The organism is Geodermatophilaceae bacterium NBWT11 (assembly GCA_014218215.1).
Classification (GTDB): Bacteria; Actinomycetota; Actinomycetes; order Mycobacteriales; family Geodermatophilaceae; genus Klenkia.
Genome location: CP043652.1, coordinates 282,242 through 305,887, shown reverse-complemented (window position 1 = coordinate 305,887; position 23,646 = coordinate 282,242). Strand labels below are relative to the sequence as shown.

General features: G+C 74.3%; 23 protein-coding genes. 10 read left to right on the top strand and 13 right to left on the bottom strand.

Features of this window, described 5'->3' with window-relative positions:
- Positions 1-34 precede the first annotated feature (34 nt).
- Positions 35-538, top strand: coding sequence for a hypothetical protein (locus F1C76_01440; protein ID QNG35447.1), 504 nt, complete (start codon positions 35-37; stop codon positions 536-538).
- Between the two features lie 128 nt (positions 539-666).
- Entirely contained in the window at positions 667-894 is a 228-nt protein-coding gene (locus F1C76_01435; GenBank protein QNG35446.1) for a hypothetical protein, read from the top strand.
- Here F1C76_01435 and F1C76_01430 read toward each other — a convergent pair.
- Genes F1C76_01430 through F1C76_01415 form a run of 4 tightly spaced genes read right to left on the bottom strand, consistent with a single transcriptional unit; the run spans position 891 to position 4,139 of the window.
- A complete protein-coding gene (locus tag F1C76_01430) occupies positions 891-1,178 on the bottom strand; it encodes a hypothetical protein (GenBank protein ID QNG35445.1) in 288 nt (95 codons plus the stop codon). The genes F1C76_01435 and F1C76_01430 overlap by 4 nt on opposite strands.
- A 5-nt stretch (positions 1,179-1,183) precedes the next feature.
- Entirely contained in the window at positions 1,184-2,227 is a 1,044-nt protein-coding gene (locus tag F1C76_01425; GenBank protein ID QNG35444.1) for a prenyltransferase, read from the bottom strand.
- Entirely contained in the window at positions 2,224-2,934 is a 711-nt protein-coding gene (locus F1C76_01420; protein QNG35443.1) for a class I SAM-dependent methyltransferase, read from the bottom strand. The genes F1C76_01425 and F1C76_01420 overlap by 4 nt, the downstream gene beginning before the upstream one ends.
- Positions 2,928-4,139, bottom strand: a complete 1,212-nt coding sequence (locus F1C76_01415) for a glycosyltransferase family 4 protein (protein ID QNG38925.1) — start codon at positions 4,137-4,139, stop codon at positions 2,928-2,930. The genes F1C76_01420 and F1C76_01415 overlap by 7 nt, the downstream gene beginning before the upstream one ends.
- An 83-nt stretch (positions 4,140-4,222) precedes the next feature.
- Here F1C76_01415 and F1C76_01410 point away from each other — a divergent pair, with 83 nt between their 5' ends.
- The 3 genes from F1C76_01410 (at position 4,223) to F1C76_01400 (ending at position 6,982) form a co-directional block, all read left to right on the top strand.
- Complete coding sequence (locus F1C76_01410; GenBank protein ID QNG35442.1) at positions 4,223-4,963, top strand: hypothetical protein; 741 nt, start codon at positions 4,223-4,225, stop codon at positions 4,961-4,963.
- 43 nt (positions 4,964-5,006) lie between these two features.
- A complete protein-coding gene (locus F1C76_01405; protein QNG35441.1) occupies positions 5,007-5,768 on the top strand; it encodes a hypothetical protein in 762 nt (253 codons plus the stop codon).
- A gap of 140 nt (positions 5,769-5,908) precedes the next feature.
- On the top strand, positions 5,909-6,982 hold the full coding sequence (locus tag F1C76_01400) for a DUF4192 domain-containing protein (GenBank protein QNG35440.1): 1,074 nt from the start codon (positions 5,909-5,911) through the stop codon (positions 6,980-6,982).
- A gap of 20 nt (positions 6,983-7,002) precedes the next feature.
- Here the strand turns inward: F1C76_01400 and F1C76_01395 are convergent, their stop codons facing one another.
- Both F1C76_01395 and F1C76_01390 read right to left on the bottom strand, forming a co-directional pair.
- Positions 7,003-9,057 (bottom strand): S9 family peptidase, encoded by a 2,055-nt coding sequence (locus tag F1C76_01395; protein ID QNG35439.1) that lies wholly within the window; start codon positions 9,055-9,057, stop codon positions 7,003-7,005.
- Between the two features lie 69 nt (positions 9,058-9,126).
- Complete coding sequence (locus tag F1C76_01390) at positions 9,127-9,822, bottom strand: metal-dependent transcriptional regulator (protein QNG35438.1); 696 nt, start codon at positions 9,820-9,822, stop codon at positions 9,127-9,129.
- 146 nt (positions 9,823-9,968) lie between these two features.
- Between F1C76_01390 and F1C76_01385 the strand changes: the two genes are divergently transcribed.
- Positions 9,969-11,150 (top strand): acetoin utilization protein AcuC, encoded by a 1,182-nt coding sequence (locus F1C76_01385; protein QNG35437.1) that lies wholly within the window; start codon positions 9,969-9,971, stop codon positions 11,148-11,150.
- Between the two features lie 34 nt (positions 11,151-11,184).
- Entirely contained in the window at positions 11,185-13,875 is a 2,691-nt protein-coding gene (locus tag F1C76_01380) for a GNAT family N-acetyltransferase (GenBank protein QNG38924.1), read from the top strand.
- A gap of 56 nt (positions 13,876-13,931) precedes the next feature.
- Here F1C76_01380 and F1C76_01375 read toward each other — a convergent pair whose 3' ends face one another.
- Together F1C76_01375 and F1C76_01370 are read right to left on the bottom strand one after the other, a co-directional pair.
- Positions 13,932-14,915, bottom strand: coding sequence for a sigma-70 family RNA polymerase sigma factor (locus F1C76_01375; protein QNG35436.1), 984 nt, complete (start codon positions 14,913-14,915; stop codon positions 13,932-13,934).
- Between the two features lie 240 nt (positions 14,916-15,155).
- Positions 15,156-15,587, bottom strand: a complete 432-nt coding sequence (locus F1C76_01370; protein ID QNG35435.1) for a D-tyrosyl-tRNA(Tyr) deacylase — start codon at positions 15,585-15,587, stop codon at positions 15,156-15,158.
- A 42-nt stretch (positions 15,588-15,629) separates the two neighbouring features.
- On the opposite strand from F1C76_01370, the gene F1C76_01365 reads away from it, so the two are divergent.
- The 3 genes from F1C76_01365 to F1C76_01355 all read left to right on the top strand — a co-directional run bounded on the left by F1C76_01365 (position 15,630) and on the right by F1C76_01355 (position 17,088).
- Complete coding sequence (locus F1C76_01365; protein ID QNG35434.1) at positions 15,630-16,226, top strand: Fe-S cluster assembly protein HesB; 597 nt, start codon at positions 15,630-15,632, stop codon at positions 16,224-16,226.
- Positions 16,227-16,286: 60 nt separating this feature from the next.
- Positions 16,287-16,733, top strand: a complete 447-nt coding sequence (locus tag F1C76_01360; protein ID QNG35433.1) for a DUF3099 domain-containing protein — start codon at positions 16,287-16,289, stop codon at positions 16,731-16,733.
- Positions 16,734-16,863: 130 nt separating this feature from the next.
- Positions 16,864-17,088, top strand: coding sequence for a DUF3039 domain-containing protein (locus F1C76_01355; GenBank protein QNG35432.1), 225 nt, complete (start codon positions 16,864-16,866; stop codon positions 17,086-17,088).
- A gap of 1 nt (position 17,089) precedes the next feature.
- Here F1C76_01355 and F1C76_01350 read toward each other — a convergent pair whose 3' ends face one another.
- The 5 genes from F1C76_01350 to F1C76_01330 all read right to left on the bottom strand — a co-directional run bounded on the left by F1C76_01350 (position 17,090) and on the right by F1C76_01330 (position 23,609).
- Positions 17,090-18,031 (bottom strand): YihY/virulence factor BrkB family protein, encoded by a 942-nt coding sequence (locus F1C76_01350; protein ID QNG38923.1) that lies wholly within the window; start codon positions 18,029-18,031, stop codon positions 17,090-17,092.
- A gap of 206 nt (positions 18,032-18,237) precedes the next feature.
- On the bottom strand, positions 18,238-20,604 hold the full coding sequence (locus F1C76_01345) for a vanomycin resistance protein VanB (GenBank protein ID QNG35431.1): 2,367 nt from the start codon (positions 20,602-20,604) through the stop codon (positions 18,238-18,240).
- Positions 20,605-20,746: 142 nt separating this feature from the next.
- Positions 20,747-20,962, bottom strand: coding sequence for a hypothetical protein (locus F1C76_01340; protein ID QNG35430.1), 216 nt, complete (start codon positions 20,960-20,962; stop codon positions 20,747-20,749).
- Between the two features lie 414 nt (positions 20,963-21,376).
- A complete protein-coding gene (locus F1C76_01335) occupies positions 21,377-22,705 on the bottom strand; it encodes an RNA polymerase sigma factor (GenBank protein QNG35429.1) in 1,329 nt (442 codons plus the stop codon).
- Positions 22,706-22,865: 160 nt separating this feature from the next.
- Positions 22,866-23,609 (bottom strand): ROK family protein, encoded by a 744-nt coding sequence (locus tag F1C76_01330; GenBank protein ID QNG35428.1) that lies wholly within the window; start codon positions 23,607-23,609, stop codon positions 22,866-22,868.
- Positions 23,610-23,646 lie beyond the last annotated feature (37 nt).

Below are 23,646 nucleotides of genomic sequence, written 5' to 3'. Positions count from 1 at the left end.
ACCTCGCGTGGCAGGCCCGCCCGGAGCGCCGGACGTGATCCTCCCGGAGGTCCGCGACCCGCGGCTGGTGACCGTCCGGCGCGGCGGCACGCTCACCGACGCCGACCACCACCTGCTCGCCCTCTGGGCCGCCGACTGCGCCGAGCACGTGCTGCCGCTGTTCGAGGCGGTCCGGCCGGACGACGTCCGACCGCGGGCCGCGGTCGAGGCCGCCCGGGCCTGGACCCGCGGCGAGCTGCCGATGATGCAGGCCCGGGCACGCGGCGGGCACGCGATGGGCGCGGCCCAGGACCTGCGTGGCGCCGCCCGGCACGCCGCCTACGCCGCGGGTCAGGCCGGCGCGGTCGCGCACGTCGCCGAACACGACCTGGGTGCCGCCGCGTACGCGATCAAGGCCGTGCGGGCGGCCGAGGGCCCGGAGGCAGGGGAGCAGGAGTGCCGCTGGCAGCGCGACCGGCTCCCCGACGCCGTCCTGCAGCTCGTGCTGGAGGACCAGCGGGCCCGCAACGCGATCTGCTGGTCGGTCTTCGACTCGTGACCGTCGAGGAGCTCCGGACAGCACTCGTCCGCGCGGGTGGGGCGGCCGTCCCGACGTGCCTGGCGCTTCTCGACGACGCGACCACGCGCGTCGACGGGGCCGACCGGCCTCCGACGACCACGGCACACGTGGCGACGATCTACCGGCGCCGTGCGTCGCACGTGGCGCGCATCGGCCTGCCGACGCTCGGCTTCGACGAGGCGGCGCAGCAGCTGACCGCGACCGAGCACCGGACCCTCCGGCTGATCGGCATCGAGGCGGCCGGGGGTCACCCCTCGTGCGTCGTGTTCCTCGCCCCCGACGAGCCGACCGTGATCGCCAGCCTCGCGGTCCTCGGTCCGGTGCCACCGGCCTAGAGCCGCTGGGCGACCCCCGCCAGCACGAACACCAGCACCCCTGCGCCGGTGAGCCGGCGGAACGGGTTCACCCCGCGGAACAGCTCGTCGGCGGCCCACCAGAGGATCGCGATCCGGGTGCCGACGTACAGCGCGGTGCCCCATGCCCCGTCGTCGGCGACGAACGAGGCGATCACGGTGAGCACCAGGAACACCAGGATCATGACGTTGGGCCACTGGCCCAGAACCCAGCGGCGCTCCGGGTCGGTGCGGTCGACGAACAGCCAGTCGAGGGCGCCCCGCACCCGGCTCAGCGGTGCTCCCCGACGACCTGACCCGGGCGCGCGGGGTCGGTGAACAGGCGGGCCCCCGGGGTCGCCCCGGACAGCGCGTCGGCCGCCAGGACCACCGCGGCCGCCGTCCACGTCGTCCGCTCGACCGGCCAGACGGCGTCGTCGGCGAAGACGTAGCCGGTCCAGTAACCGCCGTCGTCGTCCCGCAGGTGCTGCATCGCGGCGAGCTGCTCGATCCCGGCGTCCCGCTGCCCGGCCGCGGCGAGCGCGATCGCCAGCTCGCAGGTCTCCGCCCCGGTCACCCACGGCCGGTCGGCCACGCACCGCACGCCCAGCCCGGGGACGACGAAGGCGTCCCAGCTCCCGGCCAGCCGGGCCCGGGCGGTTGGCCCGGTCAGCGCCCCACCGAGCACCGGGTAGTACCAGTCCATCGAGAACCGCGACCGGTCGGCGAAGGCGTCCGGCCGGCCGGTGAGCGCGGTCTGCAGGTCGGCGGCGGCCAGGTCCCAGTGCGGCTGCGGGTCGTCGCGCGCGTCGGCGAGCGCGATGCCGCAGCGCAGCGCCTGGAGCAGGCTGGCGTTGCCGGTGAGCAGGGCGGTGTCGTCGGGCGTGCCGTCGGGGCGCAGGGCCCAGCCGATCCCGCCGCTGGGCAGCTGCATCGTCGTCACCAGGTCCAGCGCCCGCCGCACGTGCGGCCACCAGCGCTCCTGGGCCTGCTCGTCCCCGGTGACCAGCCCGTGGTGTCGCACGCCGACCGCGAGGTAGCCGGCGTGGTTGCTCTCCACCCCGGGCGCGGTGACCGCGCCGTCGCGCCACTCGGCGGGGAAGCCCCCGGTCGGACCCTGCCGGTCGCACAGCCAGTCCAGCGCGGCCGCGGCCCGGTCGTGCTCACCGCCCACGGCCAGCGCCATCGCTGCCTCGACGGAGTCCCAGGCGTCCAGCTGACCGCCCCGCCACCAGGGCAGCATCCCGTCCGCGGACTGCTCGGCGGCGATCGCCGCCACCGTCTCCGCGACCTGGCCGGCGTCCAGCACGCCGGGCACCTCGGGGAGGTCGCTCACGCGGGCTTGTCGGCGTAGACGACCAGGCTCTTGCCGATCACCGGGTCCAGCAGCCGCTCCGCCGTCCGGGTCGCCCACGGGCGCTTCGTCAGGTCCCACACCAGGAGGCGGTGGTAGGCGCGGACGACGGCGGTGTCCCGCTCCACGCCGACCGCGCACTTGAGCCACCAGTACGGCGCGTGCAGGGAGTGCGCGTGGTGGCTGCCACCGGGCACCAGCCCGGCCGCCCGCAGCCGGGCCCGCACGGTGTCGGCCCGGTAGACCCGGATGTGGCCGCCCTCGTTGGCGTGGTACTCCTCGCTCAGCGCCCAGCAGACCCGCTCGGGCCCGTACCGGGGCACGGTCACCGCGACCCGCCCGCCGGGCTTGAGCACCCGGGCGATCTCGGCGAAGGCCGCCGCGTCGTCGGGGATGTGCTCGAGCACCTCCGAGGCCATCACCCGGTCCACGCTGACGTCGGGCACCGGCAGGTGCAGCAGGTCACCGCGCACCGCTGTGGCCACGGCCCCGGCCGGCGCCTCGCCGGCCGCGTCGATGGCACCGAGCCAGGTCTGCGTCGTCGTCACCTCGGACGTGCCCCAGTCCAGTGCCACCACCGTCGCGCCCCGCCGGTAGGCCTCGAAGGCGTGTCGGCCCTCGCCGCACCCCAGGTCGAGCACGGTGTGCCCGGCCCGCACGTCCAGGCGGTCGTAGTCGACGGTCAGCACCGGGCCAGCACCTCCTCGTACCAGGCGGCCGTGGCCACGGCGGTCGCCCGCCACGTGTAGTTCTCCAGCACCCGGGCCCGGCCGGCGGTGCCCAGGTGCCGCTGGAGCGCAGGGTCGTCGAGCACCCGGGCCAGCGCGGCCGCGAGGGCGTCGACGTCCCCCGCCGGGACCTGCACCGCCGCGTCACCGACCACCTCGGGCAGCGCGCCGGCGTCGGTGGCGACCAGCGGCGTGCCGCAGGCCATCGCCTCGATGGCCGGCAGCGAGAAGCCCTCGTACAGCGACGGGACGGCGGCGACCGTGGCCGACTGCAGCACCGCGACCAGCTCGGCCTGGGGGAGCGGCCCGGTGAAGCGGACGGCGTCCGCCAGCCCCAGCCGGTCGACCGCCACCGCGGCCAGCCCGCCCGGCTTCGCCGAGCCGACCACGGTGAGCCGCAACTCGCGCTCGGTGCGCAGCTTGGCGACCGCCTCCAGCAGCGGTACGAGGCCCTTGAGCGGGACGTCGGCGCTGGTGGTGACCACGACGTGCGCGTCGTCCCGCGGCCGGTCGACCGGGGTGAACACGTCGGGGTCGATGCCCACCGGGATGACCTCCACCCGTTCGGGGGCCAGCCCCAGGTGGGTGCCGATGTCGGTGCGGCTGTTGGTCGACACGGTCGTGACGCCGTCGAGCCGCCGGGCGACCTTGGCCTGCATGCCGGTGAAGGCGTACCAGCGGCGCAGCGTGACCCGGCGGCGCAGCGACGTCGCTGCGTCGAGCTCGAGCCGGCGGTCGATGGCGACCGGGTGGTGCACGGTGGCCACGGTCGGCAGCCCGGTGCGCAGGAGCCCCCACCCCAGCGACTGGTTGTCGTGCGCGAGGTCGAACTCGTGCCGGCGGGCCCGCAGCATCCGGGCCGCGCGCAGCGAGAAGGTCAGCGGCTCGGGGAAGGCCGCGGTGCACATCGCGGCGTACTCGGCGACGTCGACCCAGTCGCGGAACTCCCGCCAGTGCGGGGTGCGGAACGGGTCGGGTTCCCGGTAGAGGTCCAGGCTCGGCAGCTTCGTCAGCGGCACCCCGTCGTCCAGCTCGGGCCAGGGCTGCCCGCTGACGACCTCGACCCGGTGGCCCAGCTCGCGGAGCTCCCGGGACAACGCCCGGACGTACACGCCCTGCCCGCCGCTGTGCGGCTTGGAGCGGTAGGACAGGAGTGCGATGCGCAGCGACCGTCCCATGCGGCGGACTGTAACGAGCGGGTGCGACGGTCTCCGTGCGCGCAGCGGCCCCGAACCCTTACCGTCGGGAGATGCGTCGCACCCTGTTCCTCCCGCTCGCCGCTGCCGCCTCCGCCTCCCTGCTGCTGGCCGGCTGCGGGACGACGTCGCAGGCCGACTCCGCCGCGTCCGTCTCGGTGCAGCCGGCCGCAGCCACCGACGACGCCGCAGAGCTCGCCGACGGTCTGCTGCCCGCCGAGGAGTTCGCCCCCGGTGCCGAGGTCACCCCGGTGACCGCCGGTCAGCTGCAGGAGGCGCTCGGTTCCGCGCAGGGCCAGGCCGCCGGGGTCGACCCCGGCTCGGTGACGGTCACCCCCGACACGTGCGTCACCGCCGTGCAGGCCGCCGTCTCCGCCCTCGGGGACCCCGCCGCCATCACCGACGCCGCCGGACAGGTCGCCCGCGCCGGCTTCGCCGCGACCGCCGAGCTCCTGACCGTCGGCGGGCCGGCCGACACGGTCGTCGGCACGCTGACCGACGCGGTCGCCGCCTGCCCCACGGCCACGATCACCACGCCGATGGGCGATGCCGTGGTCACCTACGGCGCCGTCACCACCCCCGACCTCGGCGACGCCGCAGCCGTCGTCCCGGTGACGGCCACCCTCACCCAGCCCGGTGGCACCCCGATGACCGCGGCGGCGATGCTCGGCGTCGTCTCCGACGGGGACCGCGTGCTGACCCTGGTCCGCGGCGGGCTCGGCACCACCGACGCCGCCGCGTTCGACGAGCTGCTCGCGACTGCGGTGGGTCACGCCGCCGACACGCTGGGCTGACCCGGGAGCGCGGTCCGAGACGGGCCGTGATCGGATGTCGCGCGTGATCATCCTGCACCGCGCCCGTCTGTCCCGGACCCCGCTGGTCCTCGCCACCGGTCTGTCGACCGCGCTCGTGCTCGCCGGCTGCGGCAGCACGGAGGAGGGCTCCGCCTCCCCGGCGTCGTCGGACTCCTCGTCCGCGGCGTCGACCTCGGAGTCCGAGGAGTCCGCCGCCCCGGTGGACCTCACGGCGGGGCTGCTCCCCGCCGACGCCTTCGGGGCCGACGCCACCGTCGCCCCGCTCAGCGAGGAGGAGCTGGCCGCCGGCGCCGCGCTCGCCGCCGACACCGAGGGCCTCACCATCACCCCGGAGTCCTGCGCCGCCGCCGTGCAGGACAGCCAGCCCGGCCTCGAGGACTTCGACGACTTCGCCGCGCAGAGCGCCCAGTCCGCGTCCTCGATCGTCGTGCAGCTGCTCACCTCGGGCGGCTCGGTCGAGGACCCCGTCGGTGACCTCGCCTCCGCCGCCGAGACCTGCCCCGAGGCCACCATCACCTCCCCGGAGATCGGCACCGCCACCGTCAGCTTCACCGCCGTCGACGTGCCCGACCTCGGGGACGGGTCGGCCGCGGTCAGCTACACCACCACGGTGACCGGGCCGGACGGCACGGCCATCTCCATCCCGGCGCTGGTCGGCATCGTGGCCGACGGCGACCGGCTCCTCACCCTGACCAGCACCAGCCTGGGCGGCACCGTCGACGAGGCCTCGTTCGGCCCGCTCCTGCAGCAGGCCTACGAGTACCAGGCCGACGCACTCGACTGACCCCGGCACCACCCCGACAGGGCCGTCCCCCGGAGCACACCGGGGGGCGGCCCTGCTCGTCGTCGTCCACATCCGGGGGGTCGATCCCCAGGGGCGGCACCGGACGGCCCAACGGCTCCGGTCGCGGCCAGGCTGCCGGCATGGACCACGACCTCCCGCCCCCCGACCGTCCCTGCGTCCAGGTCAGCGCCGGCCCCGGCATCGCCGCCGCACTGCCACAGCTCCTGGGGTTCGCCCCCGAGGAGTCGCTGGTCGTCGTCGCGCTCGGCGGGGACCGGCGGGTGGGTCTCACGCTGCGCGTGGACCTGCCACCTCCCGGTCGCGAACGGGCGCTGGCGGGCGAGCTGGTCGACGCGCTGCGTCCTGGGCGGCCCACCGTGGCGGTCGTGCTCGTGGTCACCGAGGACCCCGACGAGCCGTGGCCGGTCCTGCAGGGGTCGACACTGCCGCGGCTCGCTCTCCTGCACGAGGTGACCGCTGCGCTGGTGCGCGCCGGCATCCGGGTGACCGAGACGCTGCTGGTGCGCGGGGGACGCTGCTGGGACTACGACGACCCCGCGGACGGCGCCGGACGGACGCTGCCCACCGGGACCAGCGCCCTGGCCGCGGCGAGCGCCTACGCCGGGCAGGTGACCGCCCCCGACCGGGCCGCCCTCGTGGCCCGGACCGCCCGCGTCTCCGGGCCGGCCGCCGCGGCGGCGGCCCGGGTCTGCGCCCGGGTCGGGGCCGGTCACGCGGCCCGGCTGTCGCAGGTGGGGTGGGAGCAGTGGGCCGAGGAGTCCTGGGCGTCGGTGCTCACCGCCCTGGAGCTGTGCCGCCCCGGCAGCCGGACGCAGCCGGACGACGAGGCGCTGGCCCGGGTCGCGTGGGCGGTCGGGGACACCGAGCTGCGCGGCCGCGCGCTGACCCTCGGGCTCGGGGAGGACGCCGCAGCGGCCGAGACGCTGTGGACCGAGGTCCTCCGCCGGGTCCCCGCCCCGCTGGACGTCGCCCCGGCCACCCTGCTCGCGGTGACGGCGTGGAGCCGCGGTGACGGCACCACCGCCTCGATCGCCCTGGACCGGGCCCTGGACGGGCAGCCCGGCCACCCGTTCGCGCTGACGCTCCGGGCGGCGCTGGCCGCGGCCCTGCCCCCGCACGACCTCCGCCGCTTCCTCGCCGGGCTGGACGCCACGGACCACCGGCCCGTCGCCGAGGGGCGCCGGGCCGGGTGAGCGATCAGGGCGTGGAGGGGTCAGAGCAGCGCAGGACGCTCCCAGTCCGCACCGAGCACGTGCTCGGCCAGGAACGCCAGCACCGTCTCGTACCAGACCACCGCGTTGCCGGGGGTGAGCACCCAGTGGTTCTCGTCCGGGAAGTAGAGGAACTTCGAGGGCACCCCGCGCTTCTGCAAGTCGTACCAGAGCCGCAGGCCCTCGCCGATCGGCACCCGGTAGTCCTTGTCGCCGTGGATCACGAGCATCGGCGTGGTGATCGCGTCGGCGTACCGGTGCGGGGAGTTCGCCTCGTAGCGGGCCGGCTCGGTGAGCGGGTCGCCGAACTCCTTCTCCCAGTAGTAGGCGGCGTCGGTGGCCCCGATGAAGCCGTCCAGGTGCCAGAGGCTGGCGTGGGTGACGATCGCGTCGAACCGGTCGGTCTGGGTGGCGACCCAGTTGGCCATGTAGCCGCCGAACGAGCCGCCCATCGCCGCCGTCCGGGTGCCGTCGACCTCGGGCAGCTCCACCGCGGCGTCCACCGCGGTCATCAGGTCGGTGTACGGCGCGGCCCCCCAGTTGCCCCACCCGCGGCGGACGAAGTCCTGCCCGAAGCCCTGGGACAGCGCCGGGTTGGGCAGCAGCACCGCATAGCCGCGGGCGGCCAGCACCCACGGCGTCCACCGCCACGACCAGCCGTTCCAGCTCATCAGCGGCCCGCCGTGGATCCACAGCACCAGCGGGGCGGGCTGCTCGGCGGTGGCGCCCTCGGGCAGCACGAGCCAGGACTGGACCTCGGCACCGTCGGCCGCGGTGGCCCGCAGCTCACGCAGGGTGCCCGGGTAGGCAGCGATCGTGCCCGGGTTGGGCAGCGGGTCGGGCTGCTGGTCGGTCGCCGTGGGGTCCAGCCGCACCGGCACCGGCGGGGAGTCGTAGGCCGAGCGCAGCGCGTAGAGCGCCGACCCGTCCCGCGCCACCTGCAGGTCGCTGTACGCGCCGTCCCGGGTCAGCCGCACCGGGGCCTCGCCCTCGACCACGCGGAACAGCGCGTGCCGGCCGTCCTCGTCGGCGAGGAAGTACACGGCCTCGCCCGCGGCATCGAACTGCGGCGCCGACGGCCACCGGTCGAAGCCCGCCGTCAGGTCGGTGCTGGTCCCGGCGGCGACGTCGACGAGCAGCAGCGTGTAGTCCGGCGGCAGCTCCTGGGTGGTGACGCTCTCCCGGACCGCGACCACGCGGGTGGAGTCCGGCGACCAGGACGCCCCGGACACGTCGGCGGCCGGGTCGTCGACCAGCACGCGGGTCTCCCCGGACGCGGTGTCGGTGACCACGAGACGGTTCCGCCACGACGCGGCGCCGTCGGGCACCTCCTCGCTGCGGGCCACCCAGCGGCCGTCGGGGGAGAGCGCGACGTCGCTGCCGGCCCCGTTCGGGGGCCCGGCGTCCGGGGTGAGGTCACGCCAGGTGGGTGCGTCGGCCCCCTCGGCCGGCAGGGCGTCGAGGAAGAACACGTGCGGCACCGTCGGTCCCAGGTCGTGGTCCCAGTACCGCACCGGGTAGGCCTCGTGCAGGATCGCCGACACCCCGGCGTCCTTCCGGGCGGTCCGGCGGGCGTCGTCGCCCTCGGCGTCCGCGGTGCCCGGGGTCGTGGAGGCGACCACGACGACGGCGCCGGTGTCGGCGGCCACGTCGACGCCGGACACCCCGTTCTTCCGGCCGAGCACCAACCGGGCCTCGCCGCCCTCGGCGGGCAGGGTCCACAGCGCGGGCTTGGGCTCCCCGGCGTCCTTGCCGGCGTCGGGGTCGGGGCGAGCCGAGGTGAACAGCAACGAGCCGTCAGGGGCGAACACCGGGCCGGACTCGCCGGGGCTGCTGCGGGTCAGCCGCCGGGCGTCGGCCCGTCCGGTCGGGTCGAGCTCCCACAGCGCCGACTGCCAGGTCTTCCGGTCCGCGGCCAGCGTCGCGATCGAGGTGACCAGCCGGGAGCCGTCCGGCGACAGGGCCAACCCGCCCAGCCGCGGCAGCGCGACGAAGTCGGACAGCCGGTGGAAGGGGGTGGGTGCGGGCTCCGGCTGGTCAGCCGTGTGGTCGGTCATGCCGCCCAGCCTAGTGACCCGGTCGTGAGCCCGGCGAACGAAATCGGGGCACCCGGCCGGGCCCGGGGCTCAGCCGGCGGAGACCGGCTCCTCCACCTCGGCGGGGCTGACGAACACGTGCTGGGCGACCCCGGGGGACAGCACCTCTCCGTCGATGGCCACCTGGCCGCCGACCAGCGAGGCCGTCACGGTGCTGCCCGGGCGGACGCCCTGGTCGGCCAGGGAGCGGAGCAGGTCGGCGTCCTCCTGCAGCTGCTCGGAGATCCGGCGCACCACCACCGGGGCGCCCTCGGGGGTGGCCGAGGTGGAGAGCAGGGTCAGCGCGTCCTGCGACGGCGTCGCGGCGCCGCCGAGGGCGTCCAGGCCGGGGATGGGGTTGCCGAACGGCGACACGTGCGGGTTGCCCAGCAGCGTCAGCAGCTTGCGCTCCACGGCCTCGCTCATCACGTGCTCCCAGCGGCAGGCCTCCTCGTGCACGTCGGCGTAGTCCAGACCGATCACGTCCACGAGCAGGCACTCGGCCAGCCGGTGCTTGCGCATCACCGCGGTGGCCAGCGCGCGGCCCTCCGGGGACAGCTGCAGGTGGCGGTCGCCCTCGACGGAGAGCAGTCCGTCGCGCTCCATCCGGGCCACCGTCTGGCTCACGGTGGGGCCGCTCTGGTGCAGGCGCTCGGCGATGCGGGCGCGGAGGGGGGTGATCCCCTCCTCCTCGAGCTCGAAGACGGTGCGGAGGTACATCTCGGTGGTGTCGATGAGGTCGTTCACAGCAGCAGGCTCCTCCGTCGGGGTCTGCCCCGACTCTACGGGGGCCGCGCCATCCCGGGCAGCCGCGCGAGGCGGCGCGCGACGCCCCCGACCCCGGTAGCGTCCGGTCGGTGATGAGGCGATGAGGCCGACCGCTGGGAACGACCGTGAGTGACGCCGTCTCGGTGGTGTGGGACGACGCGCTGCTGGGCTACACGATGGGTGGGGACCACCCGATGCACCCGGTCCGGCTGGACCTCACGATGCGGCTGGCCGAGCAGCTCGGGGTGCTGTCCAACGACCGCATCACCGTAGTGGCGCCCGAGACCGCCGGACGGGACCTGCTCACCCTGGTCCATGACGAGGGCTACCTGGACGCCGTGCAGAAGGCCCCGCTGGACCCGCAGGGCGCCGGGCACGGTCTGGACACCGACGACAACCCGGTCTTCGAGGGCATGTACGAGTCCTCCGCGCTCATCGCCGGCGGGTCGGTCACCGCCGCGCGGCTGGTGCACGAGGGCAAGGCGCAGCACGCGGCCAACATCGCCGGCGGGCTGCACCACGCCATGCGCGACCGGGCGGCCGGCTTCTGCGTCTTCAACGACGCCGCGATCGCGATCGCGTGGCTGCTGGGCCAGGGCTACGAGCGGATCGCCTACGTCGACCTCGACGTGCACCACGGTGACGGCGTGCAGGCTGCCTTCTACGACGACCCGCGGGTGCTGACGGTGAGCATCCACCAGACGCCGCTCACCCTGTGGCCGGGTACCGGGTTCCCCGAGGAGACCGGGTCGGAGAAGGCACCGGGGACGGCGGTCAACCTCGGGCTCCCCAACGGCACCGACGACTCGGGGTGGCTGCGCGCCTTCCACGCGGTCGTCCCCAGCGTCGTCCGGGCCTTCGCGCCGCAGATCGTGGTCACCCAGTGCGGCTGCGACGCCCACCACGAGGACCCGATGGCCGACCTCGGGCTCACCGTGGACGGCCAGCGCGCCTCCTACCGGGCGGTGCACGACCTGGTCCACGAGGTCTGCGACGGCAAGTGGGTCGCCCTGGGCGGCGGCGGTTACGGACTGGTGCGCTGCGTGCCGCGGGCCTGGACGCACCTGCTCGCCGAGATGGGCGGTGACCCGCTGTCGCCGACGACGCCGGTGCCGGACTCCTGGGTGCGCGACGTGCTGGCCCGCGGGCTGCGCACCGAGCCCCCGGCCTCGATGACCGAGGGCGGGTGGACCGGCTTCCAGCGCTGGGACCCCTTCACCGAGAACCGGGTCGACCGGGCCATCAGCCGCACGCGCGCGGCCACCTTCCCGCTGTTCGGCCTCGACCCGGACGACCCCCGTGACTAGCCCCGAGGAGCCGACCGCTCCCGCGCCGCCGCCGATCGTCGGGGACCCGACGGTGCCCGAGCACTCCACGCCGCCCCCCGGGTGGGAGGCCGACGTGGTGGCCGCCGACGGCGGCACCGTGCACCTGCGCCCCATCACCCCCGAGGACGCCGACGGCATCGTCGGGCTGATGGAGCGCAGCTCCGACCAGACCCGCTACTACCGGTTCTTCGGGCCGATGAAGAGGCTGTCGGACAAGGACCTCTACCGGTTCACCCACGTCGACCACGTCGCCCGGGTCGCCTTCGTGGTGCTGCTGGGCGACGAGCTCATCGGCGTGGGCCGCTACGACCGCTACCCCGACACCGACGACGCCGAGGTCGCCTTCCTCGTCGAGGACGCCCACCAGCGGCGTGGTCTGGGCTCGGTGCTGCTGGAGCACCTCGCCGCCGCCGCCCGGGAGAAGGGCATCACCCGGTTCGTCGCCGAGGTGCTCAGCCAGAACTCCGGGATGGTCCGGGTGTTCCTGGACGCCGGCTACGAGGCCCGTCGCTCCTACGAGGACGGCGTCGTCCACCTGACCTTCCCGATCGCGCCCACCGAACAGGCGCTGGCGGTGACCTGGGAGCGCGAGCAGCGCAGCGAGTCCCGGTCCATCGGTCGGCTGCTCACCCCGGGGTCGGTCGCCGTCGTCGGTGCGAGCAACGACGTCACCAAGATCGGGCACGCCGTGCTGCGGCACCTGCTCGACTACGGGTTCGCCGGGCCGATCTACCCGGTCAACCCGGCGGTCCGGCACGTGGCCGGGGTGCCGGCGCACGCCACCATCGAGGACATCCCGGACGACGTGGACCTCGCGATCCTGGCCGTGCCCGCCGACGAGGTGCCCGGGGTCGTCGAGGCCTGCCGGCGCAAGCACGTCAAGGGCCTGATCGTCATCTCCGGCGGGTTCGGCGAGACCGGCCCCGAGGGCCGCGCCGCCGAGCGCCGGTTCGTGGCCGCAGCCCGGGCCAGCGGCATGCGCGTCGTGGGCCCCAACTGCCTCGGCGTGGTCAACACCGACCCCGCGGTGCGGCTGAACTCCAGCCTCGCCCCGCAGGTGCCCGGCCGCGGTCGGGTCGGGTTCTTCGCCCAGTCCGGTGCGCTGGGCGTGATGCTGCTGGAGCGGGCCCGGGACCGCGGGATCGGGCTGTCCAGCTTCGTCTCCGCCGGCAACCGGGCCGACGTCAGCGGCAACGACATGCTCCAGTACTGGGCCACCGACCCGGGCACGGAGGTCGTGCTGCTGCACCTGGAGAGCTTCGGCAACCCGCGCAAGTTCGCCCGGCTCGCCCGCCGGGTGGGCCGCACGAAGCCGGTCGTGGCGGTCAAGAGCGGCCGGCACGTGGGCATGACCGCGGGGCTGGCCGGCACCAGCGTGACCGTCCCCGAGCAGTCGGTGGCGGCGCTGTTCGCCTCCGCCGGGGTGATCCGGGTGGAGACCCTGGCCGAGCTGTTCGACGTCGGCACGCTGCTGGCCCACCAGCCATTGCCGGCCGGTGACCGGGTCGCCGTGGTCGGCAACTCCACCGCGGTGGGGGTGCTGGTCGCCGACGCCGTGCTTGAGCAGGGCCTGGCCCTGGCGCACGAGCGCCCGGTCGACATCGGCACCCAGGCCGGGCCCGAGGAGTTCCGGGCCGCGCTCCAGGCCGCTCTGGACGACGAGACGGTGGACGCGGTCATCGCCGTGTTCCTGCCGCCGCTGGTGCGGGGGGTGCAGCCCTACGGCCGGGTGCTCCGCGAGGTGTCGATCGGGTCCACCAAGCCGCTGGTCGCCAACTTCCTCTCCACCGACGGCATCCACGCCGACCTGGTGGTGCGCGGGGAGGACGGGATGCCCGAGCGTGGCTCGGTGCCCTCGTTCTCCACCCCGGAGCGGGCGGTCATCGCCCTGGCCCGGATGGCGGAGTACGCCCGCTGGCGGCGTCGCCCCGCCGGCACGGTGCCCGAGCTCGAGGGCATCGACGAGGCTGCGGCCCGCGCCGTGGTGGTGGGCGCGCTCGCCGACGGCGGCGGTCGGGACCTCACCGACGAGGAGGTCATCGCCCTGCTGGCCGCCTACGGGGTGCCGCTGCTGGGCACCCGGCGGGTCACCGACGCCGACGCCGCGGTCGCCGCCGCCGAGGAGATCGGCTACCCGGTGGTGCTCAAGTCCACCGCCCCGTGGCTGCGGCACCGCTCCGACCTCGGCGGGGTCCGGCTGGACCTGCGCGACGCCGAGGACGTCCGGATCGGGTTCGAGGCCATCCCCTCGGGCGACCCGGTGATCGTGCAGGAGATGGCCGCCCCCGGGGTGGCCACCGTGGTCGAGGTGGTCGACGACCCGTCCTTCGGGGCGCTGGTCAGCTTCGGCCTGGGCGGGGTGGCGACGGACCTGCTCGGCGACCGGGCGTTCCGCACCCTGCCGTTGACCGACACCGACGCCGCCGAGCTGGTGCGGGCACCTCGGGCCTGGCCGCTGCTGGACGGCTACCGGGGCAGCGAGCGGGTCGACGTCCCGGCGCTGGAGGAACTGCTGCTGCGCATCGCCCAGCTCGCCGACGACCTGCCCGAGGTGCTGTCGCTGTCCCTGGAGCCGGTGATCGTGGGCCCGCCGAACCCGTGGCACGGCGGGCGCTCGCTGGTCGTGGCCGGGGCCGCCGTGCGGGTCGGTCCGCCCACGGCGCGGGTCGACCCCGGCCCGCGGCGGATGTTCACCGGGTCCTGAGACACGACGGAGCCCCGGTCACCCCACGAGGGGTGACCGGGGCTCCGGGGTTCGCGTCAGGCCAGGTAGTCGCGCAGGGCGTCCGCCCGGTCCGGGGCGCGCAGCTTGCTCATCGTCTCGCGCTCGATCTGGCGGACCCGCTCGCGGGACAGCCCGAAGCGCTTGCCGATCTGCTCCAGGGTGCGGGGCTGCTCGCCGTCCAGGCCGAACCGCATGATGACGACGTCACGCTCGCGGTCCTCCAGGGTGCCGAGCACGGTGCGCACGTCGCCCTTCATCATCTGGAAGGCCACGGCGTCCTCGGCCACGGCGGCGTCGGCGTCCTCGATGAAGTCACCGAGCCGGGACTCCTCGTCGGCACCGACGGTCTGGTCGAGGGAGACCAGGTCGCGGCTGTACTCCAGGAGCTCGATGATCCGCTCCTCGGTCATGTCCAGCTCGAGGCCGAGCTCCTCGGCGGTGGGCTCCCGCTCCAGCTCCTGGTGCATCCGGCGCCGGGTGCGCACCACCTTGTTGACCTGCTCGGCCAGGTGGACGGGCAGCCGGATGGTGCGACCGCTGTCGGCCATCGCCCGGGTGATCGCCTGACGGATCCACCAGGTCGCGTAGGTGGAGAACTTGAAGCCCTTGGCGTAGTCGAACTTCTCCACGGCCCGGATCAGGCCGACGTTGCCCTCCTGGATGAGGTCCAGGAACGTCATGCCGTGCCCGGTGTACCGCTTGGCGACCGACACCACGAGGCGGAGGTTGGCCTCCAGCAGGTGGCGCTTGGCGGCCTTGCCGTCGGCGACGAGCAGCTTGTAGTCCCGCTTGGCGGCCGGCTTGAGCTGCTTCTCGACGAGGAGGCGCTCGGCGTAGAGGCCGGCCTCGATGCGCTTGGCCAGCTCGACCTCCTCGACGGCGGTCAGCAGGGGGGTCTTGCCGATGGTGTTGAGGTAGACGCGCACCAGGTCCGTCGACACCAGTCCGCTGGTGTCCGGCGCACGGCGCGGAGTGCGCACCTCGAGGGTGTCGGTGGGGGAGGACTGCAGCAGCGTCACGATGTGTCTTCGTCCTTGCCTCTGGGGTCGGATGTCCGCCGGTGGTGCTGGCGGTCCTGCCGGGCGTGTCGACCGGGGGACCGGTCCGCCCACCTCCCGGCGGGTGCCTCCGCGGGGTTCTCACCCCGTGTGGTACGTCCTGCACAACGGCGGGAACGCCCCCTGGTGTTCCTGGCCGACCACGTTCACAGCTGACGGCCAGGGTGTCGCTGGCCACCCTGTGCCCAGACACGACCCGCTCTAGACCTCCAGCAGCAGGGTCATCGGCCCCTCGTTGACCGACGCCACCCGCATCGAGGCCCCGAAGACCCCGGTGGCGACCTCGGCCCCACGGGCCCGCAGCTCGGCGACGACGGCGTCCACCAGCGGTTCGGCCTCCGGGCCGGGGGCCGCCTCCACCCACGAGGGACGACGTCCCTTGCGGGTGTCGCCGTAGAGCGTGAACTGGCTGACCACCAGCACCGGCAGACCGAGGTCCGAGGCCGACCGCTCACCGTCCTCACCCGGGAACACCCGCAGCCCGTGGACCTTGCGGGCCAGTTCCCGGGCCTGGTCGACGCCGTCGCCCCGGCGGACCCCGACCAGGGCCAGCAGGCCTCGCCCGACCGCGCCCACGACCTCGCCGTCCACCTCGACGGAGGCGCTGCTGACCCGGGTCACCACGGCACGCACGGACCCGATCCTGCCGGGACGGCGACACGGCAGGATGACGGGGTGCCCGACATCCGGATCGCCCAGGACCCCGCCGCGGACGAGCTCCTCGGCCGCGACCCCCTCGCGCTCGTGCTGGGGATGCTGCTGGACCAGCAGTTCCCGATGGAGCGGGCCTTCGCCGGGCCGGCGCTGCTCGCCCAGCGGCTGGGGGTGTCGACCCTGTCGGCGCAGGACCTGGCGGAGGTCGCGCCCGAACGCCTCAAGGAGGTCTTCACCGGCCCGCCCGCCGTGCACCGCTACCCCGGCTCGATGGCCGAGCGCACCCAGGCGGTGTGCCGGCTGCTCGTGGAGCGGTACGACGGCCGGGCCGAGGGCCTCTGGGGCGACGTCCCGGACGGCGCCACCCTGCTCCGGCGGATCGGCGAGCTGCCCGGCTTCGGGGCGCAGAAGGCGAAGATCCTGGTGGCGCTGCTGGGCAAGCAGTACGGCGTCACCCCGCCCGGCTGGCGCGAGGCCGCCGGCGACTACGGGGACGACGGCGCCCGGCGCTCGGTGGCCGACGTCACCGACCCGGTGTCGCTGGGGGAGGTCCGGGCGTTCAAGCAGCAGGTGAAGGCCGCGGCGAAGGCCGCCAAGGCAGGGGACCCCACGGCCTGAGGGCCAGCGGAAGCGCCGTTGGCACCCGGGTGGCTGCACGTCCCGGGACACGGTGGCACGATGGGCCACAGGAGCCGGGGAGCTCCGGGGCCGGTCGCCCGCACACCACGTGCCCGACGCCGACCCGCGTCCACCCGATCACCCCGGCCAGCGACAGGGAAGGTGTCCGTGGCCTCGAGCCAGCAGCACACGAACCGCTCGTCCGAGCCGGTCCTCATCACCGAGGCCGAGCCGAGTCGCGCCGACCAGCACGACGCCCGCAAGAAGCGGTACGTCGTCACGATGCTCATCCGCATGGTGAGCTTGGTGCTCGCCTGCGTCTTCTACCAGACCGTCTGGCTCATGGCCGTGTTCGCGGTGCTGGGCACGGTGCTGCCGTGGATCGCGGTGGTGATGGCCAACGACCGGCCGCCGAAGAAGAAGCTCGACGTCAACCGGTACAAGGTCCCCGCGCCCGACCGGATCCTGGAGAGCCGGCCCAGCGCCGGCCGGGTCATCGACGGCTGAGACACCCGCCGGCACCACTGCACCGCACGGCCGAGGGGCCGCACCCGACCGGGTGCGGCCCCTCCGTCGTCCCCGGCCCGGCTGCCATCATGGGCGGGCAGGCCACCACCACCCACGCAGGGAGCACACCGTGAGCACCGAGATCCTCGAGCGGCCCGACGTCCGCGACTCCAGCACCGACCAGGGGCCCGAGGTCTTCCACTACGTCAAGAAGAACAAGATCGCCGAGAGCGCGGTCATGGGCACCATGGTCGAGGCCCTGTGCGGCGAGGTCTTCCCGGTCACCAAGAGCGCCAAGCCCGGCAGCCCGGTGTGCGAGCCCTGCAAGGAGGTCTACGCCCAGCTCAAAAAATGAGCTAGCGCAAGCCCATCTTGCGGGCCTCGAGCTGGATCTTGGCGGCGCGGCGGCGGCGTCGGCGGCGGTCGTGCCGGCGCTGGCCGGCCGGCCAGCGGGCCTCGACGGTGGCGTTGAGCTCGGCGCCCAGCAGGATCGACATGCCGAGGAAGAAGCAGAACAGCAGCGCCGCGATGGGCGCGGCCAGCGCGCCGTAGGGGAGCGCGGTGGTGAGGATGTCGGCCACGTAGGTGCGCAGCAGCAGCGCCGCGGCGATGAAGAACGCCACCGCGAACACGGCCCCCAGCAGGTGCCGCAGCCACGGCAGCCGCCGGGGCAGGGCCACGTGGTAGAGGCTGGTCAGCACGATCACCAGCAGCACCAGGACCAGCGGCCAGTAGACGGCGTTGACCAGCACGGTCGCGGTGTCCTGCCAGCCGACCGGCAGCAGCGCGACCAGGGCCGTGCGACCCAGCACCAGCAGGGGCAGGGACAGCACGGCGACCAGCAGGCCCACGACGAACAGCCCCAGGGCCATGAGCCGGGTGCGGATCGGGCCGCGGACGTCGCGCTGGTCGTAGGCGATGACGATGGTGTTGACGAACGTCGCCGTCGCCGACGACCCGGCCCAGAGCGACAGCAGGAACCCGACGCTGACCACGTCGAGCCGACCCGACCCGAGGATGTCGGTCAGCGTCGGCTGGACGAGGGTCTCCACGACCGTGGGGGTCAGTGCCTCCGAGGCGAGGTCCACGAGCCGGTCCTCGATCTCGGTGACCGCGCTGTCCCCGATGAACACCCCGAGGTAGCCCAGCGAGCCGAGCAGTCCGATGAGCAGCGGCGGGACCGACAGCACCTGCCAGAACGACGCCTCGGCGCTCAGCCCCAGGATGCGGTCGTGCCAGGCCTTGGCGATGGTCTTTCCGAGCACCTGCAGCGGCACCCGGACCGGTGCGGTGACCATGGCCACCAGGTCACGGGGGTGCCAGCTGCGGGCCACGGTGGGCGGGGCGTCGACCCGGGTGGCGCCACCGGCCGTGGCGGTCAGCCCCGTGTCCGGGTGTTCGGGCAGGTCGCCGTCCACCGGGGACCCGGGAGGGAGGACGGTCGCCACCGCACCAGTGTGCACGGGCCAACCGTCCGGCGTGTCGCCACGCCCACCCGGACGGGTCAGCTGGTGACCCCGACCGCGCGGGGGCGCACCGGACGTCGTCCGGCCGGGGTGGCCGGTGCCGCCGGAGCGGTGGACTCCGGTGCAGCGGGGGGCGCGACCGGGATGCACCGGATGACCGGCTCGGCCGCGTACCGCGTCTGGAAGTCCTCGGTGCGGATCTGCTGACCGGTCGCGGGGTCCTTGAACACCCGGGTGACGGTGATGTCGAACCCGTTGGCGCCGCCCTGCGGGGAGCAGTTGCCGTCGTCGGGCTTCTCCTGGACCACCGGGGTGCGCACGTTGTACCGGTCGCTGCTGACCGACTCGATCTCGTAGCGCTGGGTGCCCCAGAACGTGACCGTGAGGGCGCCGGGCTGCCAGACCGCCTGCACGTAGACCCCGGTCGGGCTGTCGTTGCGCCAGGACAGGTCGATCGAGTCGTAGTACACGGTGGCCTCGCGGCCGGCCGGGTAGCGGCTGATGTAGTAGCTGTGCGGCTTGTGGAAGACGTCCTCGAGCCCGGCGAAGAACACGGCGTTGAACATCGTGGTGGCGAACTGGCTGATGCCCCCGCCGACCGCCTGGGTGAACTCACCGTTGTTGATCACGCCGGCGGGCACGTAGCCCTCGGCCTCGCCGCGGGGGCCGGTGTAGCCGTTCAGGCTGAAGGTGTCCCCGGGCAGCACGACCGCACCGTCGACCTCGCCGGCCACGACGCGGATGTTGGTGCCGCTGGCCGAGTTGGTGAAGTTCGTGGTGAAGGTGCTGATCTGCTCGGTGATGCCGAGTGCGTTGGCCTCGTCGGTGGTGAAGTCCGCCGGCACCGGGCCCAGGGTCGCCGTGACCTGTCGGGGGGCGGGCTGGGTGAGCACGGGCAGCAGCTGCCCGGCCAGCACGGTGGGGTCGATGCCGGTGCCGTCCACGGAGGGGACGACGGCGATGGCGTTGCCGGTGACCTGGAACTCCGCGTCCTGGGCCGGGGTGCCGAACTCGCCGAGCTCGTCACCGAGGGACGCCTGCAGGGCCGCCGGGTCCAGGGTCACGGCCAGGGAGCCGTCCTCCTGGCCGGTGAAGACCAGCGCGCCGGCGATGGCCTCGACGCCGACCTCCGCGCTGGCGCTGCCGTCGTCGCCGACCACGGTGACCGGTCCCGACAGCGCGGGGGTCACGGTCTGGTCGAGGGCCTGCTGGGCGGCGTCCTCGTGCACCAGGACGTCGGTGGTCTCCACCGGCAGCTCGATCGGGGTCTCCGGGTCTCCGCCGGAGGCCAGCGCCTCGGTGACCGCGTCGGCGGCGCCGGCCCGGTCGAGCATCCGGCCGGTCACGGCGGGGACGACGGAGGCGGTGGTGCCCTCCACGGCGATGGTGGCGTCGCTGGGGGCGCGGTCGACCCCGCCGGCGAACTGCTCGAGCTGGGCGTCGAGCGCGGTCTCGTCCCCGGTGACCACCGGGGTGACCTGCCGATCGCCGAACAGCGAGGTCAGGCGGGTCCACGGGTTCAGCGGCTGACCGCCCGCAGCGTCCACCGTGGCGTCGACGTCCAGGGTGATGCCGGCGGTCGCGGGGGAGAGGACGCCCTGGACGTCGTCGGCGACGATCACGTGGTCGGCGGTGACGCGCGGCGCCAGGTCGGCGGTGAGGGTGTCGGCAGCGGCCACGGGCGACATCCCGCCGATGTCGACGCCGGCCACCACGGTGTTGCGGGGCACGTCGTCACCGGCCACCAGCAGGTCGGCGCCGTACGCGACGCCGAGGACCACCAGCAGGCCGACGGGAGCGAGCACCGCGGGCCGCTTCCACCAGCGTCGGCCCGGCTCGTCGGCGGTGCCGTCGTCCTCGACCGGAGGAGCAGGGGGTGGGGTGTCGGCCGCGGCCGGGACGACGGTGGTCGCGTCGTCCTCGTCCGTCGGGTCCTCGTCGGGCTCGCGCGGTCCGTCGTCGAAGATGCCGGCCGGGACGACCGCCGCCGGGACCACCGCGGTGGGGGCGTCGTCGTCCTCGCGCTCGGGGATCACCGGGCCGGCGGGCCGCGCCGGGACCGGGGCGGGGGTCTCCTCCGCCACGTCCGTCGGGCCGGCCTCGACGGTCGCGTCGGCCGGGCGGGCGGACGGGAGCTCGCTGGTGGGCAGCTGCTCGACCGGGACCGGCGTGGGCGCGGGCTCGTCGCGGGAGCGGCGTCGGGGCGACAGCGGGAGCTGCTGCACCGGGGGGACGGCAGCGGCAGGCCGGGGTGCGGCCGGGGCCTCGGGGGTGCCGGGTCGGGCGGAGCCCACGGTTCCGTCGGCCGCGAGGCGCTGGGTGCTGTCCTCGTCCTGGGCGGACGGGGCGTCGGCCACCGGCTCCTGCTCCGGCTGGTCGCCGTCGCGGGGGTTCGGGTCGCTCATCGGGTGTTCTCCGCCTCGATCTGGTCCAGGGACACACCCTGAGCGTGACGACGCCGCCGGTGCCCGACCCTGGTGGGGATCGGAGCGCCGGCGGCGTCGTCAGGTGAGAGCTCCATCGCTGGTGGCGACGATAGCGTCTCGATCAGCTGGAGACGGGCTGCTCGCTGTCTGCGTCGATGATGTCGGCGGACAGGTCGCGGAGCTTGGCGTCGTACTCACGGGCGTGGTGCCCGCAGAAGACGAGGTCGCTGCCACTGGGGAGGACCACCCGCACCTTGGCGAGTGCCCCGCAGCGGTCACAGTGGAAGGGCACGACCAGGTCGTCGGTGGGCGGGCTCGTCGTCAGGGTCTCGGTCATCTGGTCATCACTCGCTCTCTACCGCACGGACCCGCGCTTGCGGATCGGCCTCCTGCACAGCGCCAGGATGGCCCCCGGTGTTCCCGATCCGACCCAGTTGGATCCCGACTCGCCGATCGCGGTCTGTCGGGGCCCGGTGGGCCGTCGTGCTGGAGCGGGTGAGCAGGGGACGTCGCTGGACTTGGTGGTCCTACAGGGTGTTCGTGGTGCACGTGCGGGATGGATCTGTGGTCCGCCGACCCAGGGGGTCGACGCGGGGTCCGCTGCTCTGCTGACCCCTCCCACGGTACGCCGATACCCGTGCACCGTCGTCCCAACCCGGACCGCCCTCACCCGTCGGGAGCGACTGGAACGGCCCCTCCGCAGGGCCCCGGCCGGCGCGGAGCGTCGGCTGGGGGGCGGAGGGGTCCTTCCTCAGTCCAGGTAGTCGCGGAGCACCTGGGAACGGCTGGGGTGGCGCAGCTTGGACATCGTCTTGGACTCGATCTGGCGGATCCGCTCCCGGGTGACCCCGTAGACCTGGCCGATCTCGTCGAGGGTCCGCGGCTGGCCGTCGGTGAGCCCGAAGCGCAGCTTGACCACGCCGGCCTCCCGCTCGGACAGGGTCTGCAGCACGTTGGTCAGCTGGTCCTGCATGAGGGTGAAGCTGACCGCGTCGACGGCGACGACGGCCTCGGAGTCCTCGATGAAGTCACCGAGCTGGCTGTCGCCCTCGTCGCCGATGTTCTGGTCGAGGCTGATCGGCTCCCGGGCGTACTGCTGGATCTCCAGCACCTTTTCGGGGGTGATGTCCATCTCCTTGGCCAGTTCCTCGGGCGTGGGCTCGCGGCCCAGGTCCTGCAGGAGCTCGCGCTGGATGCGGCCGAGCTTGTTGATGACCTCGACCATGTGCACCGGGATGCGGATGGTGCGCGCCTGGTCGGCCATCGCGCGGGTGATCGCCTGGCGGATCCACCACGTCGCGTACGTGGAGAACTTGTAGCCCTTGGTGTAGTCGAACTTCTCCACCGCGCGGATGAGCCCGAGGTTGCCCTCCTGGATCAGGTCCAGGAAGGCCATGCCGCGGCCGGTGTACCGCTTGGCCAGCGAGACCACCAGACGGAGGTTCGCCTCCAGCAGGTGGTTCTTGGCCCGTTCGCCGTCCCGGGTGATCCAGTTGAGGTCCCGGCGCATCTGCGGGGTCAGCTTCGTGCCCTCGGCCTCGACCTGCTTGAGCCGCTCGGAGCCGTAGAGCCCGGCCTCGATCCGCTTGGCGAGGTCGACCTCCTCCTCGGCGGTGAGCAGCGCGACCTTGCCGATCTGCTTGAGGTAGGCGCGGACCGAGTCGGCGGAGGCCGTGAGCTCGGCGTCCTTGCGCGCCTTGCGCAGCGCCTCGGACTCCTCCTCGTCCTCCCAGACGAACTCGGTGGAGGGGGCGCCGTCCTTGGCGGTGTCGGTGCCGCCGTCGGTCTCGTCGTCGTCCTTGTCCTCGGCGACGCCGTCCTTGCCGACGACGGCGGCGGCGTCCAGCGTCAGCCCGGTCGAGCCGGCGACGACGGCTGCAGCCGCGCCCTCGGGGGTGGTGACGGCGGTCAGCACCGTGCCCTCGGGCGGGTCCTGGCCGGGGGAGGCCGAGATGGTCGGCTTGGTGCGGCTGGACTTCCGGGCGGGGGAGCGCGTGGTCCGGGTGGTCGTGGAGCCGGCTGCGTCGGCAGCGGACTCGACGGGTGCGACGGAGGGTGCTGCGGACTTGGCGGCGGGCACTCGACTTCCCTTCCCGTGCTGGGGTGGCGCCGCCACGGGGAGACCGAGGTCTCACCACCGAGGACGGTTGCCGGCGCTGTCAGTGTAACGAGCGTGACGAAGGCCACCACCGGTTGCGGTACGGCACCGCCTCGGGTGTCCCCCGGGGGAGGACCACCGGCTACTGGCCGATGCGCTCCTCGGCGGCGAGAGCGGCGCCGACGATGCCGGCGTCGTTGAGCAGCTGGGCGGGGACGACGCGGGTGCGGGTGGACAGCAGCGGCACCCACTTGTGCGCCTTCTTGCTCACCCCGCCGCCGACCACGATGAGGTCGGGCCACAGCCCACGCTCGAGGGTGTCCAGGTAACGGTCGACCCGCTTCGCCCAGTCGGGGTAGGAGAGGTCCTCGCGCTCGCGGGCGGCGGCCGAGGCGGCCTTCTCCCCGTCGTGCCCGTCGACCTCGATGTGCCCGAACTCGGTGTTGGGGACCAGCCGGCCGTCGATGAACAGCGCGCTGCCGATGCCGGTGCCGAAGGTGAGCATGAGGACCAGGCCGCGCTGGCCCTTGCCGGCCCCGTAGGCCATCTCGGCGAGCCCGGCGGCGTCGGCGTCGTTGAGGGTCTGCACCGTGCCCGGGATCCGGGTCTCCAGACCGGCGGCCATGTCGGTGCCGATCCAGGTGGGGTCCATGTTGGCGGCGGTGTAGGCCACGCCGCTCTTCATGACGCCCGGGTACGTGACGCCGATGCGTCCCTCCCACCCGAACTGGCCCACGATGTCGCCGATCACGTCGTAGACCGGGTCGGGGAGCGCGGGTTGCGGGGTGGGGATGCGCACCCGTTCCCCGACCAGCTCACCCCGCTCGAGGTCGACCAGGCACCCCTTGATGCCACTGCCACCGACGTCCACTCCGAAGCCCTGCACGCGGACAGGCTAGTGATCCTCACCGCTGCTGGTGTGC

Excerpts from the sequence above, each read along its gene's own strand:
- F1C76_01410 (QNG35442.1), top strand. The coding sequence starts at position 4,223 with ATGCGTCGCACCCTGTTCCTCCCGCTCGCCGCTGCCGCCTCCGCCTCC.
- F1C76_01400 (QNG35440.1), top strand. The coding sequence starts at position 5,909 with ATGGACCACGACCTCCCGCCCCCCGACCGTCCCTGCGTCCAGGTCAGC.
- F1C76_01395 (QNG35439.1), bottom strand. The coding sequence starts at position 9,057 with ATGACCGACCACACGGCTGACCAGCCGGAGCCCGCACCCACCCCCTTC.
- F1C76_01360 (QNG35433.1), top strand. The coding sequence starts at position 16,287 with ATGGGCCACAGGAGCCGGGGAGCTCCGGGGCCGGTCGCCCGCACACCA.
- F1C76_01350 (QNG38923.1), bottom strand. The coding sequence starts at position 18,031 with ATGGTCACCGCACCGGTCCGGGTGCCGCTGCAGGTGCTCGGAAAGACC.
- F1C76_01345 (QNG35431.1), bottom strand. The coding sequence starts at position 20,604 with ATGAGCGACCCGAACCCCCGCGACGGCGACCAGCCGGAGCAGGAGCCG.
- F1C76_01340 (QNG35430.1), bottom strand. The coding sequence starts at position 20,962 with ATGACCGAGACCCTGACGACGAGCCCGCCCACCGACGACCTGGTCGTG.